Origin of the sequence: Piscibacillus salipiscarius, assembly GCF_042685285.1 — a bacterium.
Lineage (GTDB): Bacteria > Bacillota > Bacilli > Bacillales > Alkalibacillaceae > Piscibacillus > Piscibacillus salipiscarius.
The window spans coordinates 45,185-69,295 of sequence record NZ_JBHUMZ010000025.1; the positions used below are offsets into that span (position 1 = coordinate 45,185).

Sequence of the window (24,111 nt, forward strand, 5' to 3'; positions counted from 1 at the left end):
GAATGAGCATTGATGAAAAACAGCTAGTATAAATTAATTACGATACAGGATTGGATGAGATGTCATGTTTAATAAAACAAAATATTTACTCATCATATTAACCGTGACGCTACAAATCAGCGCCATTGTCGCGATTTTTTATAACACAACACTTGCTGTTACCTTAGCAGTCCTATATTTGGTGGCGCTTATATTACTTATTTTACTATTTGTTTATGAACGACGAATCGAGAAAAAGGGGGAACTCAATTATGATGATCTCGACTACTGAAACGGCACCCGGATATGAGATTGAAGAGTTAATAGGATATGTGAAAGGTAGTACGATCCAGTCAAAACATGTTGGACGCGATATTACGGCAGCGTTAAAAGGGCTTGTCGGCGGTGAAATTGGTAGTTACAACGAGATGATGACAGAAGCTAGAAAGCTTGCCGTTCATCGGATGGTAGAAGATGCAGAATCTAAAGGGGCTAATGCTATTTTAGCCATGAGAATGCACACATCCTCTGTCATGGGCGGCGCAGCTGAAATCATAGCATATGGCACAGCCGTTAAGGTGACTAAAACAGTCTAAAATATAGGCTGTTTTTTCTTTTGTTTTACATAATGTTCCTAAACCATGCAATACTAAACGAATATAGGATGCATGTGAAGGAAGTGGTGTTCTTGGGAAAAGACGGAAACCAAATACCAGTCAGTAAATACTTTGAACGAAATATTGAATACTTGAATAAAGAATTAAGAGTCGAAAAAACATTCGATTTAATTCATCATAAGATCGAGCATGGTGGCATTAAAATCGGCATGTTTTTTGTTGATGGGTTCGCTGGCGGAAACGCGATGATTGAGATGCTGAAGCGACTTCACGAAATTGAAGATCGTGATATGCGCCGTGACCCAATTAATGCATTAACAAAATCAATTATCCCCCATCAAGAAGTTGGTACATCAAAGGATCTAGAAGAAGTCATTGTTCAAGTGTTAGCTGGTCAAGCAGCTTTAATCATAGAAGGATGCGAACAGGCTGTATTAGTTGATACGCGTGAGTATCCAATTCGTTCCCCTAAAGAACCCGATTTAGAACGAGTGGTTCGAGGACCACGTGATGGATTTGTTGAGACGATTGTTTTCAATACAGCATTAATTAGACGACATGTTCGCGACCGTTCTCTCATTTTCGAATACTTACAGGTTGGTCAGCGGTCAAAAACTGATATTTGTTTATCCTATATAGATAGCGTAGTTGACCCTAGGTTAGTCAAACGAATTAAAGACAAAATTGAACAGATTAATATTGATAACTTATCCATGGGTGAGAAAACGCTAGAGGAATTTATTTTTGGTAAAACGATGAATCCTTTTCCTCAAGTTCGATATACTGAGCGTGGTGATACTGCTAGTGTTCATTTAATGGAGGGACACGTTCTAGTTATAGTAGATGGCTCTCCAAGTGTGATGATCTGTCCTGCAACATTCTGGCATCACCTGCAACACGCAGAAGAGTATAGACAAAAACCAATTGTTGGAGCTTTCCTACGTTGGGTACGATTCGTCGCTGTTTTTTCAGGTTTGTTCTTACTTCCGTTATGGTACTTATTTGCCACACACCCTGAACTGTTGCCACCCAATTTCAGTTTTATTGGTGTAAATGAAGAAGGTTCGATTCCTCTCTACATACAGTTTTTAGTAGCAGAGATTGGTGTAGAGATTTTAAGAATGGCTGCGATTCATACACCTAGCGCCTTAGCTACCGCACTAGGTTTAATAGCGGCCTTAATGATCGGTGATATCGCCATTAAAGTCGGGCTTTTTACATCTGAAGTTATCTTATATTTATCCATAGCTGTTTTAGGGAACTATGCGATGCCGAGTTATGAGTTATCACTTGCTAATCGAGTGATTAGATTAGTCTTTTTGAGCGCAACTGCCCTTTTCGGGGTTAAAGGCTTCGTACTTTCAATATTTGGCTGGATCATTCTTTTACTGACCACTAAAACACTTAACACACCATACCTCTGGCCTTTTATCCCATTTAATGCTAAAGCATTTTTACAAACCATAATCAGATCGCCTATGCCACTCATTAAAAGTCGGCCAAGTGTTCTAAATACCACAGACAATTCAAGTCAATCTAAAGACTCCTAACCAGCTGATTAGGAGTCTTTACCTTCTAGACGCGTAAAAACTGTATTATGAGGCAAAAACTGCACTTCATCTCATTCACAAAAAAGACCCCCATCATGGTGGTGACCCCAAAAAGTTAGAGTTTTAATTATGCAGCTGATTGGCTGGTTTGAATTCGGTATTTAACTGGACTTAAACCAGCCAATTTTAATTTAATTCGATCGTTATTATAGTAATAAATGAATTCCTCGATTTTTTGTTTTAGTTCATCATAAGATTTTAATGCCTCACCATAATACATTTCTTGTTTCAAAATTCCAAAGAAATTCTCCATTGTGGCATTATCTGCACATGTCGCTTTCCTAGACATACTTTGAAAAATCTTGTTTGTCTTTAATGTGTTAACCCATCTTCTATATTGGTAATGCCACCCTTGATCTGAATGGATGGTCGTTCGATACTCGGCTTTATTAGTGATCATCTCTACTGCTTGATTAAGTGGTTGAAGCACAAAATCTAATGTTGGTTTCTTAGACATACCGTAAGAGATGATTTCGCCATTATATAAATCTAATATTGGACTTAAATAAAGTTTCTCATTTCCAGTACACTTAAACTCCGTAACGTCAGTAACTAGCTTTTGAAGAGGTATAGATGTGTTAAATCTACGATTTAAACGATTTTTCGCTACCTTACCGACGGTTCCTTTATAAGACTTGTAACGAGATTTTCGTGTGAATTTTTCACACTTTAAGCCGAGCTCTCTCATGATTCGTTGGACTTTCTTATGATTTATTTGGTAGCCTTTCGCTTTTAATTCTAAATGAATACGACGATAACCATATCTCTCTCCATGTTTTTGAAACAATTCACTTATGATTTCTTTCAGTTCTTTATCAGGATCTTCTCTCTTCAATTGATGAATGTGATAATGATAAGTTGCTTCTGGTATGCCTATTACTGCTAACACATCTTTTAATTTGAATCCTTCTTCTTTGAGTTCGAATGCCAAGACTGTTTGTGCTTTTCGAGGTAGGCATTCGGGTTCTCCTGAAAAGCTTTTAACTTTTTTAAGTATGCATTTTCTAAACGAAGAAGTTCATTTTCATGTTCTAATTGTTCCTCGCGAGACATTGCCTTTTCTTGTTTTGACTGTTTCGATTTTCTTTTCGACATAGGAGCCCGTCCTTTCGGTTTTTCTTTGAGCCCTTCTATCCCTTGGTTAAGAAACAATCTCTTCCAGTTCGCAATTAGAGAAGGATTATTCAGCTTAAATTTTATTGCAGTATCTATATAAGAAGCGCCCGTTTGTCTCTTAAAGTTTAATACATCCAGCTTGAATTGAACAGAATAAACAGTATTAGAACGCTTACTACGTAAACCATCTTCACCAAATGACTTATATGAATTTACCCACATTCTTATTTGTTTCTTATCCGAAACTCCGTATTTTTGAGCTAACAAACCGTAGCCTAACGGACCTTCAAGATATTCTTTAACAACTTTTAATTTGAAATCGAAATTATATTTTGCCATACAAAAACACCCCAAAAGTTAGATTTTTTACTCTAACTTTTGGGGTGCAGTACCCATGTGGAGGTCAAATTGCTTACATTAATAAATAGTAAACCATGCTACCTAGATAGTTTCCTATGACATACCCAAGCGTTCCGACAAGCATGATTGGCGCGATCAGTTTCGTCCAACCTTTCGCAATCGCAAAGGCCGCAGCTGTTGTTGGACCGCCAATATTTGCATTACTTGCTACAATCATCTCTTCTAAACTAAACTTAAATACTCTACCTACTGTAAATGTAATTAGCATATTAAATAATACAATGATCGCCATAAAGACAAGTAGTAACGGAGCATTTTCAATTAATAATGGTAGAGATGCCGGAACACCAATGACGACAAAGAATATATAGATTAAGTACGTTCCTATTTCCTGTGCACCATGTATGTTTTCGAAATACTTACCAAATACCGTAACAGCAATGACGGTTATGGTTGTTAGCATTAAGTATCCATCACCAAACAAACCATTTAATAAGTTTAAGAAAAAGCCAACATCTTCACCTGACGGAATGACATTGCCTATAATTTCTGCTAATTTAAATGATACGGCTACGCTGTTCCGATCGCAAAGGCAATGTCCTTTAACGAAATGCCTTTTCTCTTCCAATAATCTGCAACTGTATTTTCATTAGAATCTCCGGCACTCTTTTCTAACTCATCTACATATGGCGTACGATATTTCCTTCTAAAGAAAGCAACTGTTGGCATGATAATTAAAACAAAGAAATATAAAGCCATTAAAATATTATCCGCAACAATAGCAGATGACGCTAGTTCACCCGGGACTTCTAGCTTAGCCGATAGAGCAGCAAAGTTGACGCCACCACCGGTATACGAACCCGTTTCGAGGCCCGCTAACTTTTCAGGCTCTGGAACTACTTTCTGCAGAGCAAAAAATGCTATAAATGCACCTACGACAGTTCCAATTGCACTTATTAAAAAGAGCACTAACATTTTACCGCTCTCGTTCCAAATCTTACGAAGGTTCGCTTGGAACAATAATAGTGGAATAGCTAACGGAATGACATAGGTCCAAACTGCATCATAAGCAGGAGCCTGTACAGGTATGACGTTAATGTTAACTAAGATCATCGCCCCTACAAGTGCAATGATGGCGCCTGTCACTTTGGAAGCCCATTCATATTTTTGCTCCAAATAAATACTAAACGCTGCCCACCCGGCTAAAAACCCCCACAAAAGCCAAGTATCTTCCGGCTTAATTAAGCTATTCATTTTTCCACTCCCTTTTTTAATTCTATATTATAAAATATTTTGATTCTTTTTAAAAATGAATCTTAATTAAATAAACCGCTTCATTTAAGTGCTCTAAATGTGGTTCGTAACCTTGCCTTTTTAAAAAGTCCCCCAGATCTGAAGATGCAATACGCTCATGAACTGGAGGGCCTGATTCTGATTCAACTGCTTCCCAGTCAATGATGATTAAACTTCCGCCCTTTTTAATGATTCGTTTAAATTCATTAAGTGCTACTTCCATATTCGGAATCTCATGCATAACAAATGCAATAATTCCTTTATCGGCAAGTTCGTGATCAAGAGCAATGTCTTGCAAATCACTTTCAACATAATCAATATTGGTAAGATTTTTAGCTTCTGCATGTTCTTTGAGTAACTCCAACATTTTAGGCTCTATATCGATGGCTAAAACTTTATCCACTTGTTCCGCAAACGGAACTGAAAAGAAACCATTTCCTGCTCCAAAGTCCGCAATGACATCACTTGATTTTAGTGACATCAAATCCATAACACGTTCAATATCAATACTTTTTCGTCTTTCATCACTTAATAGCTTGTCTGCCTTTTCTGGGTTAAAACGATGCCCATGTCCATGCATAAGATTCACTCCTTAATAATTGTTTCTTTAGCAGTATTCCCATTAACGAAAAGAGGATAACCTATAATTATCCTCTTAACGCATTGCTCCTCTTCGGAATGCCTCCAAATGATTTAACGAAGCATTACGTAACTGAGTAAACACCCGTCTAACATCATTAGGTAAATCTAAATTTAAGAAGCGATTATACATTGATATATTATCAATCTCACCTTCTACACCTTCATTGAATGCCTCTTCTAAAGATATAGGAACAGTAATATACTGTAATGAATCATCTTCCGGGATAGGTATTTGATAACGGTTAAACAAAGGTAGTAAAGCATTAATATGTCTAACTTCTGCTTGCTGGATTTGGGTAAAAGGTCGAACTGCACCGAATTCCTGAAGCACAACTTGATATCTTGATTGGGCTAAATACTCATCTTCTAATGCATAGGTCAGCATTTTATTTAAATCTAGTGCTGAATCAGTTAGAGCGCCTTTTGCTCCATAATTACTAGCGTCTTGACGTTCCATTCTACATCCTCCTAACTACATAAACCTACTTTAAATTATGTAGTTGCTAGGAAAACGTGTAATAAGAAAAGCGCGGGGCGCCCGTTTAACCACGCAGTGACTGGACCGACTAAACTGAGATAAAGGAAACACGATGAGCATCGCGAATCGATGTTGACTTATCGTAGGTTTAGACGGGAAGTCACCCAGTGGTTGGGCGTCTCGCGCTAGACAGTGAAATCAAACATAATTAATTGGTGCGTATAAATTTTAATGCTTTATTATTTTTCAGAAAAGCGCCCCTCTATGGAGCGCTAACAATTAATCTAACGTTTCAACTTCCCAGTTTTCATTGACATATAGCCCTAAGACTTCCATATCAAATCCCCAAGTATTAATCTTTTTAATAGCTTGTTTGATTTGGGCTGCTTTCTCTTCTTTATTAACAGGATTACCTGCACAATCGTGATGACCCACCATTGCGAGTACTTTTGAACCATGCTTGCTATAGGAAATATCAACTTTTGATTTTAATGAATTGACTTGATCCTCATTACCATCTAGTAAATACTTATTCGGACCAGCTTCCGTAATCATATCGACATAATCGACTTCATATTTTGATTTCATCCACTTAATTACTGGTTCTTGGACTCGTCCATCCATACAATTAATCGCTGTTACAAATGTTCCTTCTGCCATGTTCAAAATCTCCCTTCAAGTCTTTTTATCTATTTTAACATATCACAAAACTAGTTATGTTGGATAATTTATAGTCTTGCTTAAAACCAGTCTTAACTAATCGCATCCATCCTAGATTCTGTAACTGCCCACTCTTCCCCATTATTCTTAACTTCAATAGTTAACCAAATAGCACCAAGTCCTGACTTGAATTTATGTCCTTTAAAAACGTATTTATTACTAAATTTCTGATCTATCTCTTCAAATCGTAGTAACACACCATCTAAAGACATCGTTTCCTCATCGAAATGGCCTTGTTCTTTCAATTCTTCAAGGGTAGCAATTTTCACTTTCGTATTATATTGATTAGAAAAATAATTAACGATTTTTTGCTGTTTTTCCTCATTCAGCTTGAAATTCTCCATATTAATTGCAATGAATTTTTGACCGTGATTAAGGGCTTCATCTGTTTTCATTAGTTCATCTAATGCAACAATATATGCTTCCTCAACTGAAGAGCTATTCTCCCCTTGTACCAACGTTCCGCAACCACTTAATACCAAAAGTGAAGTAGCTAATAATACTTTTATAATTTTCAATAATAACACCGCCTTTTAAATTAATTAGACGGTCTTGTTATTCAAAGGTTACAAGGCTGATTTAGTCATTTCGTCTTCAACAATTTTAGCTGCAATTTCCCCTGATTCAACTGCACTTTCCATCGTGGCAAAGTTCGAGGTTTTAGTATAATCACCAGCTAACGTCAAACCTTTTATAGGAGTGTCTTGATCAGGTCGCATCCAATCATGTCCTGGTTCAAGACTATAAAACTCTTTTGGGTGTTTGACGACTCTGTAGTCTACAACATGACCTTCAATTTCAAGACCTAGTTTTTTTGCATCTTTTATGGCGATTTGATAAATATCTTCCGACTCCATATTTATAAACCTTTCAGCAGGAGCTAATATACAAGACATGCGACCAGGGACATGTTTAAAAGTGGTCCTTGATTGTTCTGTAAAAGAAGCAAGCGAGGTACCAGCTCCAAAAGTCGTTCGGTCATATGGGGTTGCAGGTCTATCTAGTTCGAATTGGATCGTGACGGCAGGGACATCTGGTAATTGAAGTAAGTTATTAAAACAAGCATGCTCCACAGACGAATCTGTAATTAACTTTTTTGCTGCTCCTATTTCGGTCGCAAGAACCGTCTCGTCAGCATAAAATTCTTGACCTTCTGCTACCACGCCCTTTACCCTACCATTTTCATAGATCATTCTAGTGACTTTATGATCCCTCAATATAGTTCCGCCTTGTTTTTCAATTACACGCGCTATAGGATCTGAAAACAATTCAGACATGCCTCCTAAGAATCCTCCCATTCTCATCTTATAAAAACGCGGGAGTGACGGTGCAAGTAACCCGAAGAACACATAAGCAGAAAACCTCTCAGGTGGTAAAAAGAAAATACCAGCCGTTAATGGAACTAACACTAGGTGAAATGCATTATTAGTGACATGATGTCGTTCAGCGTATTCCTTAACACTCACTTGATCAAGTTGGTCAGGCTTTTTCAAGTAATCCTTCATACCATTTATAAAAAACGGAAATAAGGACATTCGGTCTTTATATGAGATGGTATCTGTATTTCCAAACATCCCTTTTAAAAGTTTAAGTGGTCCGTGTACTGGAGCCATTCCAAATGTCGTCACGTCTCCTTTTCTAGCAGAACGGAAATCCATTACTTCTTCCCACATAACTATCTTATTCATATTAATACCAGCTTTTTTAAGAACTCTGGGGAAGTGTTTATAATAACCAATGACTCGGTGAAAACCGGATTCCACCTTCATCCCATCTTCATCCCACGAAGCTGTCCGCCCTCCTACAAAGGGTTTCTTCTCTAGAATTAACACACGGTAACCTTTTTTTGTTAATAAAAGTCCTGCTGTTAATCCTGCTAAACCTGACCCAATAATAATGACATCATATTTCACTCACATTCCCTCCGCACGCATACATTTAATTTTAGATTACCCGAAATTAACTTAATCATGACATAAGCCCAAATCTAAAATAATTTGGGACATTCAACTAGTCCTAAACATATTGTATGTGCAGATACCTATAGACACTAAGGAGTGACAATATGTTTTATCATGTAAAAGAGCTACAGTACGATGCCAAGCCAGAACGTCCAGATCCCCTTTTTGCTAAACAATTGCAAGAAATATTAGGTGGACAATACGGGGAAATTTCAGTTGCGATGCAATACTTATTCCAAGGGTTTAACGTACGTATGGAAGGAAAATATAAAGACTTACTCATGGATGTTGGTACGGAAGAGTTAGCGCACGTCGAAATGTTAGCTACCATGATTGCAAGATTACTTGAAGATGCCCCAATTGGAGACTTAGAAGATGCTGTTGAAGATCCAGTATTAGGTGCTATCATTGGTGGAATGAATCCTCAGCATGCAATTGTATCAGGCTTTGGAGCTATGCCAGCTGACAGTGTTGGAAACAGATGGACAGCGGAATACATTGGTGCAAGCGGAAATTTACTAGCAGACTTCCGCGCTAATGTCACAGCTGAATCACAAGGCCGTCTTCAAGCAAGTCGATTATACGCAGCTACATCTGACCCTGGTGTTAAAGATATGTTAGCCTTCTTAATCGCACGCGATCGTTATCACCAGAACATGTGGCTTGCAGCGATTCAAGAGCTTGAGGAAAAAGAAGGCGTCATCGTACCGTCCACTTTCCCACCAGAGCTAGAAATTCAAGACGTTTCATATGAGTTTTATAATTTATCAAAAGGTGATGAGAGCAGTAAAGGACGCTGGGCAAGTGGACCTAGCATCGATGGTTGCAGCACGTTTGAATATGTAGCAAACCCTAAACCAATGGGCGGTTTACCTACGCTCGAACCTGCTCCTGCGTATTCATTTAATACCAACTTTAGTATCCCTCCTCAAAAATGTTAAACATACAGCCCCTCAGGTAAGTAGGGGCTTTTTGATGTTTTAATACTTGTTTATGAGGATATGGTAATAATGTAAGGACATTCTATCACTTTAGTACAAGCAGATTTTTTGCGACATAAAATTTACAGGTGATATAAATAATAATGCAGAAGGAGGAATGTCATCATGAGTAAAAAAATATTAATGGTTGTAACAAACCACACAAAAATTACCGATGATCATACAACTGGACTTTGGTTAGAAGAATTCGCCGTTCCTTATAACGTATTTAAAGACAAAGGATACGAGATCAAAGTCACGAGTATCGAAGGTGGTCAGGTGCCACTAGATCCAAACAGCATTGAAGAACGAGCTGAGTGGAAAGAAGCAGAAGCTGAGTTAGAAAAAACGCATAAACTAACAAAAAAGGATGCTACTGGATTTGACGCTATCTTTCTACCAGGAGGACACGGAACTATGTTTGATTTTCCTGATAGTAAGACATTACAGTACGTATTACAACAATTTGCTGAAGAAGGCAAAGTCATCGGCTCTGTCTGTCACGGCCCATCAGGTCTAGTCAATGTAACTTATCTTGATGGAACACCGCTTGTAAAAGATAAAAAGGTATCTGCTTTTACTGACTCCGAGGAAAAAGAAATGCAATTGGACGAGCATATGCCATTTATGCTTGAATCCAAACTTCGTGAAAAAGGTGCCAACTTTGAGCATGGTGATAACTGGGAAGATTACTCAGTCAGAGATGGTAACCTTGTAACTGGTCAAAACCCACAATCCAGCCGTTCAGCTGCAGATCAAGTAGTTGACGCATTAGAAAGCTAATCAATATGACACTACCCCACATACGGATGATTACGTATGTGGGGTTTTTAATTTTACACAAACAAAGCACCCCTTCACGCAAACTGCGAAAAGGGGTACTTGTGTAGGGGTCATTATTTAATAATTAATTAGTCTAAAATTTTTACTTCTACTGTTCTTACGCCCCAGTCATAAGCTTTTTGTTTTGTAGGGACGTGAACATCAATACGGTTACCATTAATAGCACCGCCAGTATCTCCAGCGATTGCTTCGCCGTAACCTTCAACCCATACTTTTGTTCCTAATGGAATCACGTCTGGGTCAACTGCGATTACTTTCTTGTTAGGGTTCTCGTTTAAGTTGATGCCTGTTGCTGTAATTCCTGAGCAACCTTCACAATCAGCTGTATAAGCTGTTGCTTTTACAGTTAATGTTTCAGCTGCTTCTTCTGTTTTGTTTGCTTGTTGAACTGGTTGTTCTTCTTTAGATTGATTAGCTGTTTGTTTCTCGTCTTTTTCAGCTGATTCATTAGATGTTTGTTTAACATTTTTCTCTTTATTTGATTCTTGTTTTTGAACAGGAGCTTGTCCATTACGTTCAGCTACAAATTCATCAAAGTTTTTAAGAGAATCTATTGAAAGATCTAACTTTAAATCTTGTCCAATGACAATTGTGTCTGAATCTAGTTTGTTCCAATCTTTGATGTCATTTACGTCTACATCTAGATCTCTAGCTAGTTCGCTTAGTGTATCTCCTTTTTGAACTTCTAATACTCTTCTGTTATCTATTTTTAGTTTGTCTCCTGTTACGATAATGCTAGATGATAGGTTGTTTAATTCTTTGATGTCCTCTGTCGTTGTGCCGTACGTTTCGGCTATTTCACTTACTGTATCACCCTTTTGAATTTTGTAGTCTGCTTCAGCTGATACAGATGATGTTACAGCGAATCCTGATAATAGAATTCCGCCTGCAAGCGATATGACTAATTTCTTCATGTGTCATTCCCTCCTTATTTACTTGCAAGAGCTATCTTAACACGGAAGTACTAGATTTGTGGTTACACAGAGGTTAAGAGTCTATAACGAAAGTAATAGTTTTAAGGACATTTGTAATAGATTATGAGTATTTTGTAATATTTTTTGATAATTTGTAAAAAAACTTGGGTATATATACAGTAAAAGCTTACAAAGGAGTGTCATCATGTTAATTAGAGAAGCTATTTTATCGGACTATAGTGGTATTGCCAAGGTGCATGTTGATTGCTGGTTAAACAGTTATCAAGGTGTTCTACCAAAAAACTTACTTCAAGATTTGAGCTACAGAGAGCGAGAAGACCTCTGGAAAAAGATTCTCTTGAATGATAAAGTATGGATAGTAGAAAATGATGATAGTGATATTGTTGGATTCGTTCACGGAGGCATTAAGCGTACGAGTCAATATGAACAATTTCAAGGAGAAATCTATGCCTTGCATATTTTAAAAGACTATCAAAACCTCGGTTTGGGAAGAATGCTAATAAGAACCTTATTAGATGACTTAAAAGAACACAATATCTCCTCCCTCATGATTTCGGTCTTTGAAGAAGATACTCACTGCACGTTTTATGAAAACTTAGGTGCTGAACGAGTAGATTGTATTGATGTAGAATTCGACGGACAAATCATAAAAGAGGCCGTATATGGTTGGGAGGCTCTCACTCAAATCTAGCTTAGGAGTTAAAGATCATGGAGTTTAACTGGAAATTTTGGCAATACATTAGTGAAGAACAATGGATAGATATTGGCTTTGCAATTGGAATATTACTGTTATTTCATTTATTAAGAAAAATCTTTACCAAGTATGTTTTTTACTTTATTAGAAGGTTTTTTAATCGTGATAAAACAGAATTAATTAAGCAAATTCTAGATGCTTATGAAAAACCAATCCGATGGTTATTTGTTATCATCGGATTGTACATAGCAGTTGACTTTTTCCCCTATTTAAGCAATGAAAATGGAATCTTTTTAAACATAATTCAAGCTTCTCTAATTGTGTTAATTGCATGGGGACTTTATAACTTATGCTCAACGTCGTCACTCCTTTTTATGAAACTCAATGATGGTGTTGGACTTGAAGTCGACCAAATACTTATTCCTTTCTTATCTAAGGCTCTAAGAATCATCATCATAACTATTACCATCAGTCTGGTTTTATCGAAATTTGGATTTGATGTAAATGGATTTGTTGCAGGTCTAGGTATAGGTGGTCTTGCATTCGCCTTAGCAGCTCAAGAAGTGATTAAAAACTTCTTCGGCGGGGTAGTGATCATCACCGAAAAACCTTTTACATTAGGTGACTGGATCAGAACACCAACTGTTGAGGGAATCGTTGAAGATATTAATTTTAGAAGCACCATTATTCGCACATTTGCTGAGGCACTTGTCACAGTTCCTAACTCTACACTTTCTAACGAAGCGATTACGAATTGGAGTAAGATGGGCAAGCGTCAGATAACTTTCAACCTCGGGGTTGAATACAGTACTCCGAAAGAGAAACTTGAAATTGTGGTCGAACGAATCAATGATATGCTAAACAATCATGATGAAATTCATAAAGAAACGATCTTTGTAAAATTTGATAAATATAACGACAGCAGCCTAGATATATTCTTATACTTCTTCACGATTTCAACTCAATGGGAAAAATTCTTAAATGTGAAGCAGGATATTAACTTCAGAATCATGGAGATCCTTGAAGAAGAAGGCGTTTCTGTTGCTTTCCCATCTCGTACGATTTATATGGATAACGGCAATGTGGCCGTTACAAATGAAAAAGAAGAGTAAAAACTCGCGGGTAAGTCCCGCGAGTTTTTTATATCGGTAATTTTATTTCCTCATAAATCTGAAAAATTCCTCATAAATTTTATTTTTTTCTTATAAAATTAAAATTTTCCTCATAAGTCATTCACTTTTATGAACATAATCTACGATGGTGACATTACCGTTTCTTACATCGATAGAAATCTGATCTGTTACGTACGGTGGCTCCAAACTTTGAATTTGCGTACGCACTTCAATTGTTGCTAAGAAGCAGCCTTGACAATCATCCAATTTTTCCAGTTCCACGATATTTTCTTGATCATAATCTCTCGTTTGCCCATAAAATTCCTCAATTGCGTCTTCAACATATGGCGTTAATAGTTCTAAAATTAAGCTTTCCTCCAAATTCGATTCAGCTGATACATTGCCGTAAGCTGGGAAAAGAAGAATCCCAACTAGTAATAAGACCTTTCTCATTCAAATCACCTCTTTACTTACTAAACTGAACTAATTTTCATTAATTATGAATGCTGTATGATTTTTCTCCTGTTGGCAAAAATAACATCTGAATGTGAAAGGAGGAATTTACAATGAGAGAACACCCAAAAGACAAAGAAAACAGGCAAGAGATGACGAACCAGCAGGGCCATCCTGTTACGGATAACCAAAATACAAGATCTGTTGGTAATCGTGGTCCATTAGTCCTTGAAAACTATGATTTTCTAGAAAAAATCAGTCACTTTGACCGAGAGAAAATTCCAGAGAGAATTGTGCATGCGCGTGGGGCTGGAGCGCATGGGTACTTTGAATCTTACGGGGAAATTAATGGTGAGCCAATCTCAAAGTACACCCGCGCTAAGGTTTTTGAGAAAGGTAAACGCACTCCTGTATTTACTCGTTTTTCAACGGTAAACCACGGAAAGCATTCACCTGAAACATTGCGTGATCCGCGCGGTTTTGCGGTGAAGTTTTATACAGAAGACGGGAACTGGGATTTAGTCGGGAATAACTTGAAGATATTTTTCATACGAGACCCACTAAAGTTCCCAGACTTTGTACACTCGTTCTTCCCTGACCCAGTGACAAACATACAAGATCCAGAGCGTCAGTTCGACTTTATTAGTGCATCTCCAGAAGCGACACATATGATTACATTCTTATTTTCACCGTGGGGAATTCCTGCAAACTATCGTCAAATGCAAGGTTCTGGGGTACACGCTTACCGATGGGTGAATAAAGAAGGAAAAACCGTGTTAGTCAAATATCACTGGGAGCCTGTTCAAGGTATTAAAAACTTAACTCAAGCAGAGGCTAACAAAATTCAAGGTATGAACTTCAACCATGCAACGCAGGATTTATATGATGCGATTGAAGAAGGCAACTATCCAGAATGGGAGCTATATGTTCAAATTATGGAAGACCACGAGCACCCAGAGCTTGATTTTGATCCGTTAGATCCTACCAAACTTTGGTATAAAGACCAGTTCCCTTGGCATAAGGTCGGTAAAATGGTCTTAAATAAAAATCCTGAAAACTACCACGCAGAAGTAGAACAAGTGGCCTTTGGTACAGGGGTTTTAGTAGACGGACTAGACTTTTCAGATGATAAGCTGCTTCAAGGCCGCACGTACTCTTATTCTGACACTCAGCGTTACCGTGTTGGTCCAAACTATTTGCAGTTACCAATTAATAGTCCGATCAAGCGTGTTGTCACAAACCAAAATGGTGGTCAAATGGATTATCGAATGGATTATGCTGAAGAGAAGAATCCTCATATTAACTATGAACCTTCAACCCTTAACGGTTTAAAAGAAGCTAAAAACCCAGGTGTTGAAAACACACCTCATGTAGAAGGAAATATTGTTAGAGAGCCCATCGAGCGTCAAAATAACTTCGGTCAGGCTGGGGAAACCTATCGTCGTTTAAATGATTGGGAACGTGAGGATCTAATCAATAACTTAGTTGGAGCATTATCTCAATGTCGTAAGCCAATTCAAGATAAAATGATTGAAAACTTGACACAAGCCGATGAGGAATACGGAAGACGTGTTAAGGAAGGCTTAGAGAAAATGAATACGAATAATGAAAAAGAAGAAGCTGTTCACGATGCGCAAGAATTAGGTCACGTTTCAGATCCATATTAATCATAAGGCAACTGTCCGTATCCACGGATGAATTGTCCGCATCCAGGGGAAAGCTGTTCGTATTTTCAAGTGGTTTGTTCGCATCTAAAGCCGGATTGTCCGCATCCTAAAGAAAACTGTCCGTATTTTTGGGTGGACTGTTCACATCAGAAAAATACTCTGAGGCATAGTTAAACAAAATTTTTCTTTTCTGAGCGCTAACTGGCTATAATCCAGTTGGTGCTTTTCCTTAGGTAAAAGTTGGAATAGAAGGACTGCTTAAACTATTATAGAATGTAGTAAGTAGAGACAATTTTTCAGGAGGAGAAATAATGGGTTCGAGAATCATGCACGCGATCATTGCACATCAAGTGGGGAAATACTTTGAAGTTAATGATTTAGACTCCTTTATTATTGGCGGTATAGCAGCAGATGCAGCTCTTACAAATAAAGATGCTTCTCATTTTTATAAAGGTAGTATGGAGGACTTTTCCAAAGAAATTGAGGTTGAACGCTTCGTTTCAAAATATAAAAATCAATTACATAAGCCGTTTATGTTAGGTTATTATACGCACTTAATTGCCGATGATAATTGGCTACATGGGTTTGCATTATCTTGGTTAAAAAACCGCTTAGACCATGATGATGAAATCTTCTACAGATATCATAATGATTTTCGCTTGTTAAATGCTAAATTAATTAAGCACTATAATTTGAAGACGACTTTAAAACAGATTTTCTTAAATGCTAGAATTAATCAGGAAACGGATGAAGTATCATCGGATGATATTAGGACATTTATTTCATACATACTAAAGGACATCGATTATCCAGAACCTGACTTATATGAAGATTTACAAGTTTTTACCTTTGACCAACTATTAGGATACGTTGAGACCTCTATTCAGAAAAGTATTTATCACATTCAAAACAACTTTTTAATGTCATCTAAATCTTGAAGAATGAGCTGAACTTCTACTTCATTTAACTTAACAAGTATTTGATCATTTAAAGATAGGATCTGTCCACCTTCATCTAAGTGAGCTGACAGATAATCATGGAGAAGTCCTAACTCCTGTTCTGTAATAGTTGATTCAGTCGATAAATGCTTAATACTTTTAATTGAAAATTCATGATTCTGGCGATCATAGTCTCCAGAGATAATTTGACCATCCATGTGCATAACCCTTCACCTCTTAAGGTTAGTTTGCACTAAACTGTGTGAATCATGAAATAAAAATGCACACCCTTCTTACAGGGTGTGCACATTTTTTATTTAAAAAATGGAACGTCCTTAACTCCAACCATTCTAGCATAGATGAACAGCTGACCTTTATGATGAATCTCATGTTCGTACATGCCTTGAAGGTAATTAAATTTAGTCCCCTTCATTTGCGGCAGCTCAGCCTCGTTTTGTTGATCGAGTTCTTCATCTGTCATTTCTTGAATCTTTTTCTTTGTACTCTCAGTTAACTCTTTAACTTTCTCTCGCACCTCATCCATCGTATCGAACTTAGGCATATCAGGCGCTTCCATCTTTTCCGTTTTTACCATATTGGCAAACATATCACCTGCTAAAGCGACATGAAGTGCTAATGTCCCAAGAGACATCCCTCCATCCCACGGTTTATAGTGAACATGCTCATCATCAATTTTCTCAAGAAGTGCCTCAAGTTTTTCCCGATGATTTAACCAATCGTTTAAAAAACTCTCTACTTTAGACATAATTAAACCTCCCGATTACAGTGTACTTAATGCTTTTTCAACAGAGTATTCCCCTGAAAGTAAATCAAACCCACGATTGAACGTTTTTTCTTCATTTAGAGAAGCTACTAGTACACGAGCAACATCTTCACGTGGGATCGTAGCACGTTCAGGTAGATTTTCAGCAACGCGTACCTTACCTGTCCCCTCTTCGTTAAGCAATCCACCTGGACGAACAATAGTATGATTAAGTGAACTTTCAACTAAAGCTTTGTCAGCATAGTGTTTTGCGACATAGTAGTGGCGAATTTTCTCATTCCAATTTTCACGATTGTGAGCTTGAAGCGCACTGACCATTAAGAAGCGTTCAACACCTGCTTTTTCAGCAGCTTCAACCATTTTAATAGCGCCATCTAAATCAATGAGTAATGTTTTATCGGCACCTGTTTTGCCACCTGAACCTGCTGCAAATATGACAGCGTCACAGCCATCAGCAGCTTGCGCTAACTGATCAACAGGTCCTTCTAAGTCAGCCAGTACTGCTTCGATACCTTTATCTTTAAATTCGTTAAGCTGATCTTCCTTACGTACCATCGCTCTAACATGATGGTCGTTATGTTCTTGTAGCATCTCTGTTGTTTGTTTTCCAATTTGCCCATTTGCTCCGACAACTAATACTTTCATTTAATCAGCTCCTTTTATTAAATTAGAACCTACTTAAAAGTATTTCATAAAACTATTTTCTTATCAAAAGAGATGATTAGCGGCGTTTATTGATTATATATCCAATTATTGCAAATCCTACACCAATTATGATTTTTATATAAGCTGGCACTTGGTAGGTATAGCCAAAATCAGGCATAAAATAATATATTACGAAAAAGACCCCGAAGGTCATAACCCCGATCATCCACGTTACTAAAAATTCAACTACTGAATTAAGATTCTTTATGGAGGACCACTTTAGATATTGCAAAATCAACACTAAAAATAATAGAGAAAAAATAATCGATAAAACAAGGTTGACGCTTTCAGTACCTAAGTAATAGGTCTTATACAAAGAGCCAAAGTTAAATAAATGATAAGCAATCGTATCAAATAACCCTGATGCTCCTAAAGCCGTTGCAAGAAAGAAAAATATTCCCATGAACATAAGTGAGAGTTGATTTTTAGTTAACATCTTGGGTAATTCACAAATTATTTCATCAGCAAAGGCTTTTTTATCATGCCCGAAGATATCCTCAGCCGTTTTTCCTTCTTCTTGTGCAATTAATAAATGGTCTAACATTTCCGATAGTACCTCTTCTGTTTCCTCCTCAGATTTATCGTAAGCAAGTCTTATATAAACCAGCATATCCTCATAATAATCTTTATTCTCTTTTGTTAAGTGTTTTCTTTTTTGATTATTTTCTTCGATTAATTGTTTTGTGTTCATTTCCTCTCCCCTTTCTTAAAATGTGATCAACCGGCTTTTTAATCCACTCCCAATTATGTCTAAACTCTTCAAGTGACTTTTGACCATCTTCTGTTAAATAATAATACTTTCTATTCGGACCACTTGGCGATTTCTCCATTTGACCTCTAATTAATTTTTCCTTTTGAAGCCTTAATAAAATTGGGTATATGGAGCCTTCACTCACCTCTAGGTCAAAGTCCTGTAGTTTAACTGATAACTCATATCCATAAACAGGCTGTTTTTCTATAATCGCCAGAATACACCCCTCTAAAATCCCTTTTAATAATTGACTTCTTATCGCCATCTTTTCACCTACCTTGCATAACCATATAGTTTACCAAGCTAAGTACCTTGTAAAACCAAATAGTAAATCTAAAAAAATAACTATCTTGTTATACAAAGTAGTTGAGTTTATTTTAAATAAAAATTTTTTATTTGGCAAGTTTTTTCGAAATAAATGACTTTTTTTGAAATCATCTTTACAATAGTATTGGATTGTTTAAAAGGAGTTGCACTATGAGTCAAACACACATTGGAATTAAACAGAATATCATTCAATTTACATTATTAGTTTTTATTAATTTATTTGTTGGTTTTATGGTGGGGCTTGAACGAACGGTCCTTCCGATTATTGGTGAAGAGCATTTCGGATTAGCCTCAGCTAGTGCAGCGTTATCATTTATCGTGAGCTTCGGTTTTTCCAAAGCAGCGATGAACTTTTTCGCTGGTGGCCTCGCTGATCGTTTTGGTCGCCGTGAGGTTTTACTAGTTGGGTGGGGAATTGGCCTTTTGGTTCCGATTTTAGTGATCGTTGCTCACGCCTGGTGGGTAATCGTCGTTGCGAATATTTTACTTGGTATTAACCAAGGCCTTACATGGTCTATGACGCTAAATATGAAAATTGACTTAGCACGAGGAAATCAACGGGGAATCGCTGTTGGATTCAACGAGTTTGCAGGCTATATTGGTGTCGGGTTAATGGCCGGAATTTCGGGTTATGTAGCATCACAGACTTCAATTCGCCCAGAACCGTTTTATCTTGGTATTGGAATTGTCGTGATTGGTTTTATCTTATCTTTATTTGCAAAAGATACTGAAAGACATATTGAGGCGCAGTCCGACAGCCATGATGGTGAAGAAAAAGAAGATTTCGATGCCAAAGAAGTTTTTAAGAAAACAACTTGGAAGGATCGCGAACTTTCAACATTAAGCTTTGCTGGGTTATCGACTAACTTAAAGGACGGAATGGCATGGGGACTGTTCCCTGTCTTCTTAACTGCTGGTGGCCTTACAGTTGGGCAAGTTGGAACCGTCGTTGCTGTTTACCCTGCTGCATGGGGTTTCTTTCAGCTGTTCACGGGAATTTGGAGCGACAAAATTGGTCGTAAGGGGTTAATAGTAAGCGGGATGATCAATCAAGCCTTAGCATTATGGATGTTTTTATTAGTGGATACGTACGCTCTTTGGCTTACAGCAGCTGTGATTTTAGGAATCGGAACCGCGATGGTTTACCCAACAATTATTGCAGCCGTTGGTGACGCTTCTCACCCTAAATGGCGAGCGACCTCACTTGGGTATTATCGCTTCTGGCGAGATAGTGGGTATGCGTTTGGCGCCCTGTTTGCTGGTTTATTTACGGATTTACTAGATGTTGATTGGGCGATTGGGTTAGTTGCCCTCCTCCCACTTTTAGCTGGCCTTAGGGCTATCCGCATGAAAGAAACGATGAAATAGGCGTTAGCACTTGGAGATTTTCCAAGTGCTTTTTTAATTCAATCATTAATAATTGGTATTTTCTGTTACAATTAAAGAAGTGAATTTTTTACATAAAGGACGATGTTTATGAGACGACCACCTAATCAGCGCATAGCTGATGAAGCAATTAGTGCATGGAGACTCACGGCAATTATTTTTTCACTTATCCCAGTTGCATTGAGTATTGGGGCTTGGTATGTATACTATGAGTTCAGCTTTTTATCATTATGGATTCCTATTCTAATAACGGTACTAACGATTATAGATTTAATTTTATCTCCATTTGTGTTTCCTAAGATTCGCTGGCGCAGGTGGAGATATGAAGTGTTGAATGAGGAAATTTTCATACAGCACGGAGTCCTCATCGTGACGCAGACATTAATCCCGATGGTTCACGTACAGCACGTTGATACCAAGCAAGGCCCAATTCTATCAAAATATAAACTTGCGACTTTAACTATTACCACAGCTGCCACAACTCATGAAATTCCTGCTTTACGAGAAAGCGAGGCTGCTGAATTAAGAGATTTAATTTCAGAGTTAGCAAGGGTTGAACAAGATGATGTCTAATCCAAAGCGCCTAAACCCTCTTGCTATTCTATTCAATGTTTTTAAGCTTTTTAAACAAGCATCATACTTTATTATAACTTTTGCGGTGGTTGTGCTAAGCGATGGATATCTAAATTACGTGTTACTAGGTTTATTAGGTCTAGTCGTTTTATTTATTGTGTTAGGTGCATTATCCTGGTTACGTTTTACATACGAAGTCTCACCTGAGCAAATACATATTAAACATGGGATTTTCATACGGAAAGATCGTTACATATCAAGAAATAGAATCCAGTCGATCGATCTAACTCAAGGCATCTTTCACCGGCCATTTGGATTAACGAAGGTTGATCTAGAAACAGCTGGTAGTGATAAAAATGTCGATGCTAACCTTAGTGCTGTTACATATGACGAAGGCCTTCGCATTCAGGAGATGTTAAAAGGAAATTTTGATGAGGGTAATAATCAAGTTGAAGAGACACATGATTACTTTAAACGAACTGCAAATCAAAAAGATTTATGGATAGCAGGAGCAACATCTGGTAGCATTGGTGTTATTTTAGGGTTGTTTGGGGCAGCATTTAGTCAAATTGAAAACATTATTCCTGATACATTCTATGACGCAACAACTCGCTGGTTACTCGCTCAGGCTATCGAGTCATTAATTGTGATTGCACTAGTTATTGTGATTTTTCTATGGCTCATCGGAATATTAGGTTCGCTGATTAAGTATGGCGACTTCCAGATCACCCGTTATGAACATGAACTATTCATCACTCGCGGTTTACTTGAGAAAAAACAGATGACAATCCCGCTTAAACGAATACAAGCTATTGGGATTGAAGAAAGCATCATCCGGCAGCCTTTTGGTTTTGCAACCATTTATGTCGTCATTGCAGGTGGTGAAATCGGTAAAACAGCGGAAGCTCATACTTTATTATTTCCGATTATAAGGAAAAAGAAAATTGACAGTTTTCTAGAAAATATTTTGCCTGAATATAATGCTCTTCCTAAACAGTTTAATTCGATTCCGAAACGTGCGATTGGTTATTATTTAATCCGAGCCGTGGCAATCCCGATTTTGCTATTAGTGGTTACATTGATCTTTTTCCAAAACTGGTGGATGATTGCAGCTATTTTGGTTGCCATAAGTTTATGGATGGGATGGATGAGATATCGAGATGCAGGCTATCAAATCAATGATCAGTACTTGTCGGTTCGTTTTAGGATATTAAGTAAAGAGACGGTGTTAATTCCCAAAAGGCGCATTCAATCAGTAGAATGGATCCACCATTTTCTGCATCGCAAACAAGGATTAGCTCAACTCAAAGTGTCTATTTTAAGCAAACAATCTGGTCGTCATTTATGGGTTAAAGAATTGGATGAGAAAGAACACAATAAGATTATTAAATGGCTTGAAAATTAAAAATCCACACGTTTTAGCGTGTGGATTTTCCTATATTTAAGCTTCTTGTTTTTGTTCAGAATAATATTCTTCTATTTTGTCTAAACGCTCTTGAACTTCTTCTTCTGATAAGTCGTGTTCTTCAATATATAGATTGCGATCAGCTGTGCGGCATTCATGTGTACAACCGCGCATGAAGAAGTGTTCATTCTCTTCAGAGCATAGAATTTGTTTGTTACACACTGGGTTCGCGCAGTTCACATAACGCTCACAAGGTTCACCTGTGAAGTAGTCACGACCAACCACAACGTGTTCTTTCTGGTTAACCGGAACGCTGATACGCTCATCGAACACGTACATCTGACCGTCCCAAAGCTCACCTTGAACTTCTGGGTCTTTACCGTAAGTGGCAATACCGCCATGAAGTTGGTTAACATTCTCAAAGCCTTCTTTTTTCAACCAGCCAGAGAATTTCTCGCAGCGAATACCACCTGTACAGTAAGTTAAAATTTGTTTACCTTCCAGCATGTCTTTATTTTCTTTAACCCAATCAGGAAGTTCTTTGAACGTCTTAATGTCCGGGCGAATCGCACCACGGAAATGACCTAAGTCATACTCGTAGTCATTACGCGCATCTAACACAATCGTGTTCTCATCTTCTAGTAATTTCTTGAACTCTTTAGGCTCAAGATAGTTGCCCGTCAGTTCATTCGGATCAATATCATCTTCCAAACGAAGGCTCACAATCTCCGAACGATGACGCACATGCATCTTCTTAAACGCATGTCCATCCGCTTCATCGATTTTAAACTCAATATCCTTGAAGCGCGGATCGCTACGAAGCTCTTCCATATAATTGTCTGTTTGTTCGACGGTACCAGACACCGTACCATTAATACCTTCTTCCGCGATTAAGATACGTCCTTTAAGACCTAAATCCTTGCAGAATTTCAGATGATCTTTCGTCAACTCTTCTGGATTGTCAATGTGAACGTACTTATAATACAGTAATACGCGATAAGTTTTATCTCCCATAAATAAAACCACCTCATAATTAATTTTCTTACGTATAAGTACGTAGAATGGATTTTTCCAACCATAAATTTTACAACAGAATGGGTGATTTTGCAATTGGGAAATGCTGTTTAAGGTGGGTAAAACCCGTCTGAGGACAGGAATTGGTCTAATAACCTTCTGAAGAGTCGGATCCTTTTATCAATTTTTTGCCCCAAGTTGAACCGTACTTTATCATTGTATAAATCATTAAACCAGCTATTAAAATCGCGCCACCATCTGTGATAGCACTTGGTAAAATTCCCCATAAACCATATTCATTTAAAGCGGCCACCCACATGGATGATGGAATCATAATAAACCCCAAACCTTGTGTGAAATTAACTACAAGTATAATCCACCATAATAATGTCGATTGACTTTTAAAAGCTAATATTCCTAGAGCATTCCCGACTATATATACACACCCTACTATTCTAAAACCACTTGTAAAGCTAGCAGCCTCCTCTTCTGAATTTGAAGCCCCTGCCATTTGCATCATAGTTTCAATTAAAGGTGTATTAATTATTACAAAATTATGTAGAGCGGTTCCGATTGTAAAAATTATAGAACATATCGCAATTGTAACCTGCAGCCTTTTAGTTGTCCGTGTATTTACATATCTATTATTCTTCATCATATCCCTCCTATAAATGAGACGTGATATATCAAGAATTGTTACAACAGAAAATTCTTAAAAAGCTCTTTCTAACCACCATCATACTTCTCCCCCTTCTAGGTTAATTGAAA

The 24,111-nt window shown here is 37.6% G+C and carries 28 protein-coding genes and 1 pseudogene; 12 read left to right on the top strand and 17 right to left on the bottom strand.

What is annotated here, in order from left to right; all coding sequences use genetic code 11:
• Positions 1 to 64: 64 nt before the first annotated feature.
• From ACFSW4_RS11505 to ACFSW4_RS11515, 3 genes are all read left to right on the top strand, one after another.
• Positions 65 to 271, top strand: coding sequence for a hypothetical protein (locus ACFSW4_RS11505; protein ID WP_054754467.1), 207 nt, complete (start codon positions 65 to 67; stop codon positions 269 to 271).
• Positions 252 to 575, top strand: coding sequence for a heavy metal-binding domain-containing protein (locus ACFSW4_RS11510; protein WP_054754466.1), 324 nt, complete (start codon positions 252 to 254; stop codon positions 573 to 575). Before ACFSW4_RS11505 ends, ACFSW4_RS11510 begins: the two co-directional genes overlap by 20 nt.
• 68 nt (positions 576 to 643) lie before the next feature.
• Complete coding sequence (locus tag ACFSW4_RS11515) at positions 644 to 2,146, top strand: spore germination protein (protein WP_377329505.1); 1,503 nt, start codon at positions 644 to 646, stop codon at positions 2,144 to 2,146.
• A 127-nt stretch (positions 2,147 to 2,273) separates the two neighbouring features.
• Here ACFSW4_RS11515 and ACFSW4_RS11520 read toward each other — a convergent pair whose 3' ends face one another.
• The 8 genes and pseudogenes from ACFSW4_RS11520 to ACFSW4_RS11555 form a co-directional block, all read right to left on the bottom strand.
• Positions 2,274 to 3,203, bottom strand: coding sequence for an IS3 family transposase (locus ACFSW4_RS11520; protein WP_377329507.1), 930 nt, complete (start codon positions 3,201 to 3,203; stop codon positions 2,274 to 2,276).
• Complete coding sequence (locus ACFSW4_RS11525; RefSeq protein ID WP_054754465.1) at positions 3,101 to 3,661, bottom strand: helix-turn-helix domain-containing protein; 561 nt, start codon at positions 3,659 to 3,661, stop codon at positions 3,101 to 3,103. The genes ACFSW4_RS11520 and ACFSW4_RS11525 overlap by 103 nt, the downstream gene beginning before the upstream one ends.
• Before the next feature lie 73 nt (positions 3,662 to 3,734).
• A pseudogene (locus ACFSW4_RS11530) lies at positions 3,735 to 4,936 on the bottom strand (DUF819 family protein).
• A 49-nt stretch (positions 4,937 to 4,985) separates the two neighbouring features.
• Entirely contained in the window at positions 4,986 to 5,555 is a 570-nt protein-coding gene (locus tag ACFSW4_RS11535) for a class I SAM-dependent methyltransferase (RefSeq protein ID WP_279401808.1), read from the bottom strand.
• Positions 5,556 to 5,630: 75 nt separating this feature from the next.
• Positions 5,631 to 6,074, bottom strand: a complete 444-nt coding sequence (locus ACFSW4_RS11540; RefSeq protein WP_054754464.1) for a ferritin-like domain-containing protein — start codon at positions 6,072 to 6,074, stop codon at positions 5,631 to 5,633.
• A 300-nt stretch (positions 6,075 to 6,374) separates the two neighbouring features.
• Positions 6,375 to 6,755: a carbonic anhydrase gene (locus ACFSW4_RS11545; protein WP_377329428.1), complete on the bottom strand. Its 381-nt coding sequence runs from the start codon at positions 6,753 to 6,755 to the stop codon at positions 6,375 to 6,377.
• A gap of 92 nt (positions 6,756 to 6,847) precedes the next feature.
• The gene (locus ACFSW4_RS11550; RefSeq protein WP_054754463.1) at positions 6,848 to 7,333 is read right to left on the bottom strand and encodes a hypothetical protein; all 486 of its coding nucleotides are present in this window, start codon (positions 7,331 to 7,333) and stop codon (positions 6,848 to 6,850) included.
• Between the two features lie 48 nt (positions 7,334 to 7,381).
• Entirely contained in the window at positions 7,382 to 8,728 is a 1,347-nt protein-coding gene (locus ACFSW4_RS11555; RefSeq protein WP_377329430.1) for a hydroxysqualene dehydroxylase, read from the bottom strand.
• Positions 8,729 to 8,880: 152 nt separating this feature from the next.
• On the opposite strand from ACFSW4_RS11555, the gene ACFSW4_RS11560 reads away from it, so the two are divergent.
• Together ACFSW4_RS11560 and ACFSW4_RS11565 are read left to right on the top strand one after the other, a co-directional pair.
• Positions 8,881 to 9,717 (top strand): manganese catalase family protein, encoded by an 837-nt coding sequence (locus ACFSW4_RS11560; protein ID WP_054754461.1) that lies wholly within the window; start codon positions 8,881 to 8,883, stop codon positions 9,715 to 9,717.
• A gap of 165 nt (positions 9,718 to 9,882) precedes the next feature.
• The gene (locus tag ACFSW4_RS11565) at positions 9,883 to 10,539 is read left to right on the top strand and encodes a type 1 glutamine amidotransferase domain-containing protein (protein WP_377329432.1); all 657 of its coding nucleotides are present in this window, start codon (positions 9,883 to 9,885) and stop codon (positions 10,537 to 10,539) included.
• A 128-nt stretch (positions 10,540 to 10,667) separates the two neighbouring features.
• Here ACFSW4_RS11565 and ACFSW4_RS11570 read toward each other — a convergent pair whose 3' ends face one another.
• The gene (locus ACFSW4_RS11570) at positions 10,668 to 11,513 is read right to left on the bottom strand and encodes a LysM peptidoglycan-binding domain-containing protein (RefSeq protein WP_377329434.1); all 846 of its coding nucleotides are present in this window, start codon (positions 11,511 to 11,513) and stop codon (positions 10,668 to 10,670) included.
• Positions 11,514 to 11,718: 205 nt separating this feature from the next.
• Between ACFSW4_RS11570 and ACFSW4_RS11575 the strand changes: the two genes are divergently transcribed.
• Both ACFSW4_RS11575 and ACFSW4_RS11580 read left to right on the top strand, forming a co-directional pair.
• The gene (locus ACFSW4_RS11575) at positions 11,719 to 12,225 is read left to right on the top strand and encodes a GNAT family N-acetyltransferase (protein ID WP_054754459.1); all 507 of its coding nucleotides are present in this window, start codon (positions 11,719 to 11,721) and stop codon (positions 12,223 to 12,225) included.
• 17 nt (positions 12,226 to 12,242) lie between these two features.
• A complete protein-coding gene (locus ACFSW4_RS11580) occupies positions 12,243 to 13,340 on the top strand; it encodes a mechanosensitive ion channel family protein (protein WP_054754458.1) in 1,098 nt (365 codons plus the stop codon).
• A gap of 117 nt (positions 13,341 to 13,457) precedes the next feature.
• Here the strand turns inward: ACFSW4_RS11580 and ACFSW4_RS11585 are convergent, their stop codons facing one another.
• A complete protein-coding gene (locus tag ACFSW4_RS11585) occupies positions 13,458 to 13,793 on the bottom strand; it encodes a DUF3888 domain-containing protein (RefSeq protein ID WP_054754457.1) in 336 nt (111 codons plus the stop codon).
• Between the two features lie 113 nt (positions 13,794 to 13,906).
• Here ACFSW4_RS11585 and ACFSW4_RS11590 point away from each other — a divergent pair, with 113 nt between their 5' ends.
• The gene (locus tag ACFSW4_RS11590; RefSeq protein ID WP_377329436.1) at positions 13,907 to 15,460 is read left to right on the top strand and encodes a catalase; all 1,554 of its coding nucleotides are present in this window, start codon (positions 13,907 to 13,909) and stop codon (positions 15,458 to 15,460) included.
• Positions 15,461 to 15,771: 311 nt separating this feature from the next.
• Positions 15,772 to 16,398 (top strand): zinc dependent phospholipase C family protein, encoded by a 627-nt coding sequence (locus ACFSW4_RS11595; protein ID WP_377329438.1) that lies wholly within the window; start codon positions 15,772 to 15,774, stop codon positions 16,396 to 16,398.
• Here the strand turns inward: ACFSW4_RS11595 and ACFSW4_RS11600 are convergent.
• From ACFSW4_RS11600 to ACFSW4_RS11620, 5 genes are all read right to left on the bottom strand, one after another.
• Entirely contained in the window at positions 16,365 to 16,616 is a 252-nt protein-coding gene (locus tag ACFSW4_RS11600) for a hypothetical protein (RefSeq protein ID WP_377329440.1), read from the bottom strand. The genes ACFSW4_RS11595 and ACFSW4_RS11600 overlap by 34 nt on opposite strands.
• Before the next feature lie 95 nt (positions 16,617 to 16,711).
• Complete coding sequence (locus tag ACFSW4_RS11605; RefSeq protein ID WP_377329442.1) at positions 16,712 to 17,164, bottom strand: DinB family protein; 453 nt, start codon at positions 17,162 to 17,164, stop codon at positions 16,712 to 16,714.
• Between the two features lie 15 nt (positions 17,165 to 17,179).
• Positions 17,180 to 17,827, bottom strand: coding sequence for an SDR family oxidoreductase (locus tag ACFSW4_RS11610; protein WP_377329444.1), 648 nt, complete (start codon positions 17,825 to 17,827; stop codon positions 17,180 to 17,182).
• Positions 17,828 to 17,903: 76 nt separating this feature from the next.
• On the bottom strand, positions 17,904 to 18,578 hold the full coding sequence (locus tag ACFSW4_RS11615) for a DUF1129 family protein (RefSeq protein ID WP_377329446.1): 675 nt from the start codon (positions 18,576 to 18,578) through the stop codon (positions 17,904 to 17,906).
• Positions 18,547 to 18,903, bottom strand: a complete 357-nt coding sequence (locus ACFSW4_RS11620; protein WP_054754627.1) for a PadR family transcriptional regulator — start codon at positions 18,901 to 18,903, stop codon at positions 18,547 to 18,549. The genes ACFSW4_RS11615 and ACFSW4_RS11620 overlap by 32 nt, the downstream gene beginning before the upstream one ends.
• A 212-nt stretch (positions 18,904 to 19,115) precedes the next feature.
• Here ACFSW4_RS11620 and ACFSW4_RS11625 point away from each other — a divergent pair, with 212 nt between their 5' ends.
• The 3 genes from ACFSW4_RS11625 (at position 19,116) to ACFSW4_RS11635 (ending at position 22,329) form a co-directional block, all read left to right on the top strand.
• On the top strand, positions 19,116 to 20,333 hold the full coding sequence (locus tag ACFSW4_RS11625; protein ID WP_377329448.1) for an MFS transporter: 1,218 nt from the start codon (positions 19,116 to 19,118) through the stop codon (positions 20,331 to 20,333).
• A gap of 108 nt (positions 20,334 to 20,441) precedes the next feature.
• Positions 20,442 to 20,924: a PH domain-containing protein gene (locus ACFSW4_RS11630; protein WP_054754628.1), complete on the top strand. Its 483-nt coding sequence runs from the start codon at positions 20,442 to 20,444 to the stop codon at positions 20,922 to 20,924.
• Positions 20,917 to 22,329 carry a PH domain-containing protein gene (locus ACFSW4_RS11635; RefSeq protein ID WP_377329450.1) on the top strand — a complete coding sequence of 471 codons (1,413 nt, stop codon included), beginning with the start codon at positions 20,917 to 20,919 and terminating at the stop codon, positions 22,327 to 22,329. The genes ACFSW4_RS11630 and ACFSW4_RS11635 overlap by 8 nt, the downstream gene beginning before the upstream one ends.
• 36 nt (positions 22,330 to 22,365) lie before the next feature.
• Here ACFSW4_RS11635 and trhO read toward each other — a convergent pair whose 3' ends face one another.
• Both trhO and ACFSW4_RS11645 read right to left on the bottom strand, forming a co-directional pair.
• Positions 22,366 to 23,343, bottom strand: coding sequence for an oxygen-dependent tRNA uridine(34) hydroxylase TrhO (gene trhO / locus ACFSW4_RS11640; RefSeq protein ID WP_054754631.1), 978 nt, complete (start codon positions 23,341 to 23,343; stop codon positions 22,366 to 22,368).
• Between the two features lie 148 nt (positions 23,344 to 23,491).
• The gene (locus ACFSW4_RS11645; RefSeq protein WP_054754632.1) at positions 23,492 to 23,998 is read right to left on the bottom strand and encodes a hypothetical protein; all 507 of its coding nucleotides are present in this window, start codon (positions 23,996 to 23,998) and stop codon (positions 23,492 to 23,494) included.
• Positions 23,999 to 24,111 lie beyond the last annotated feature (113 nt).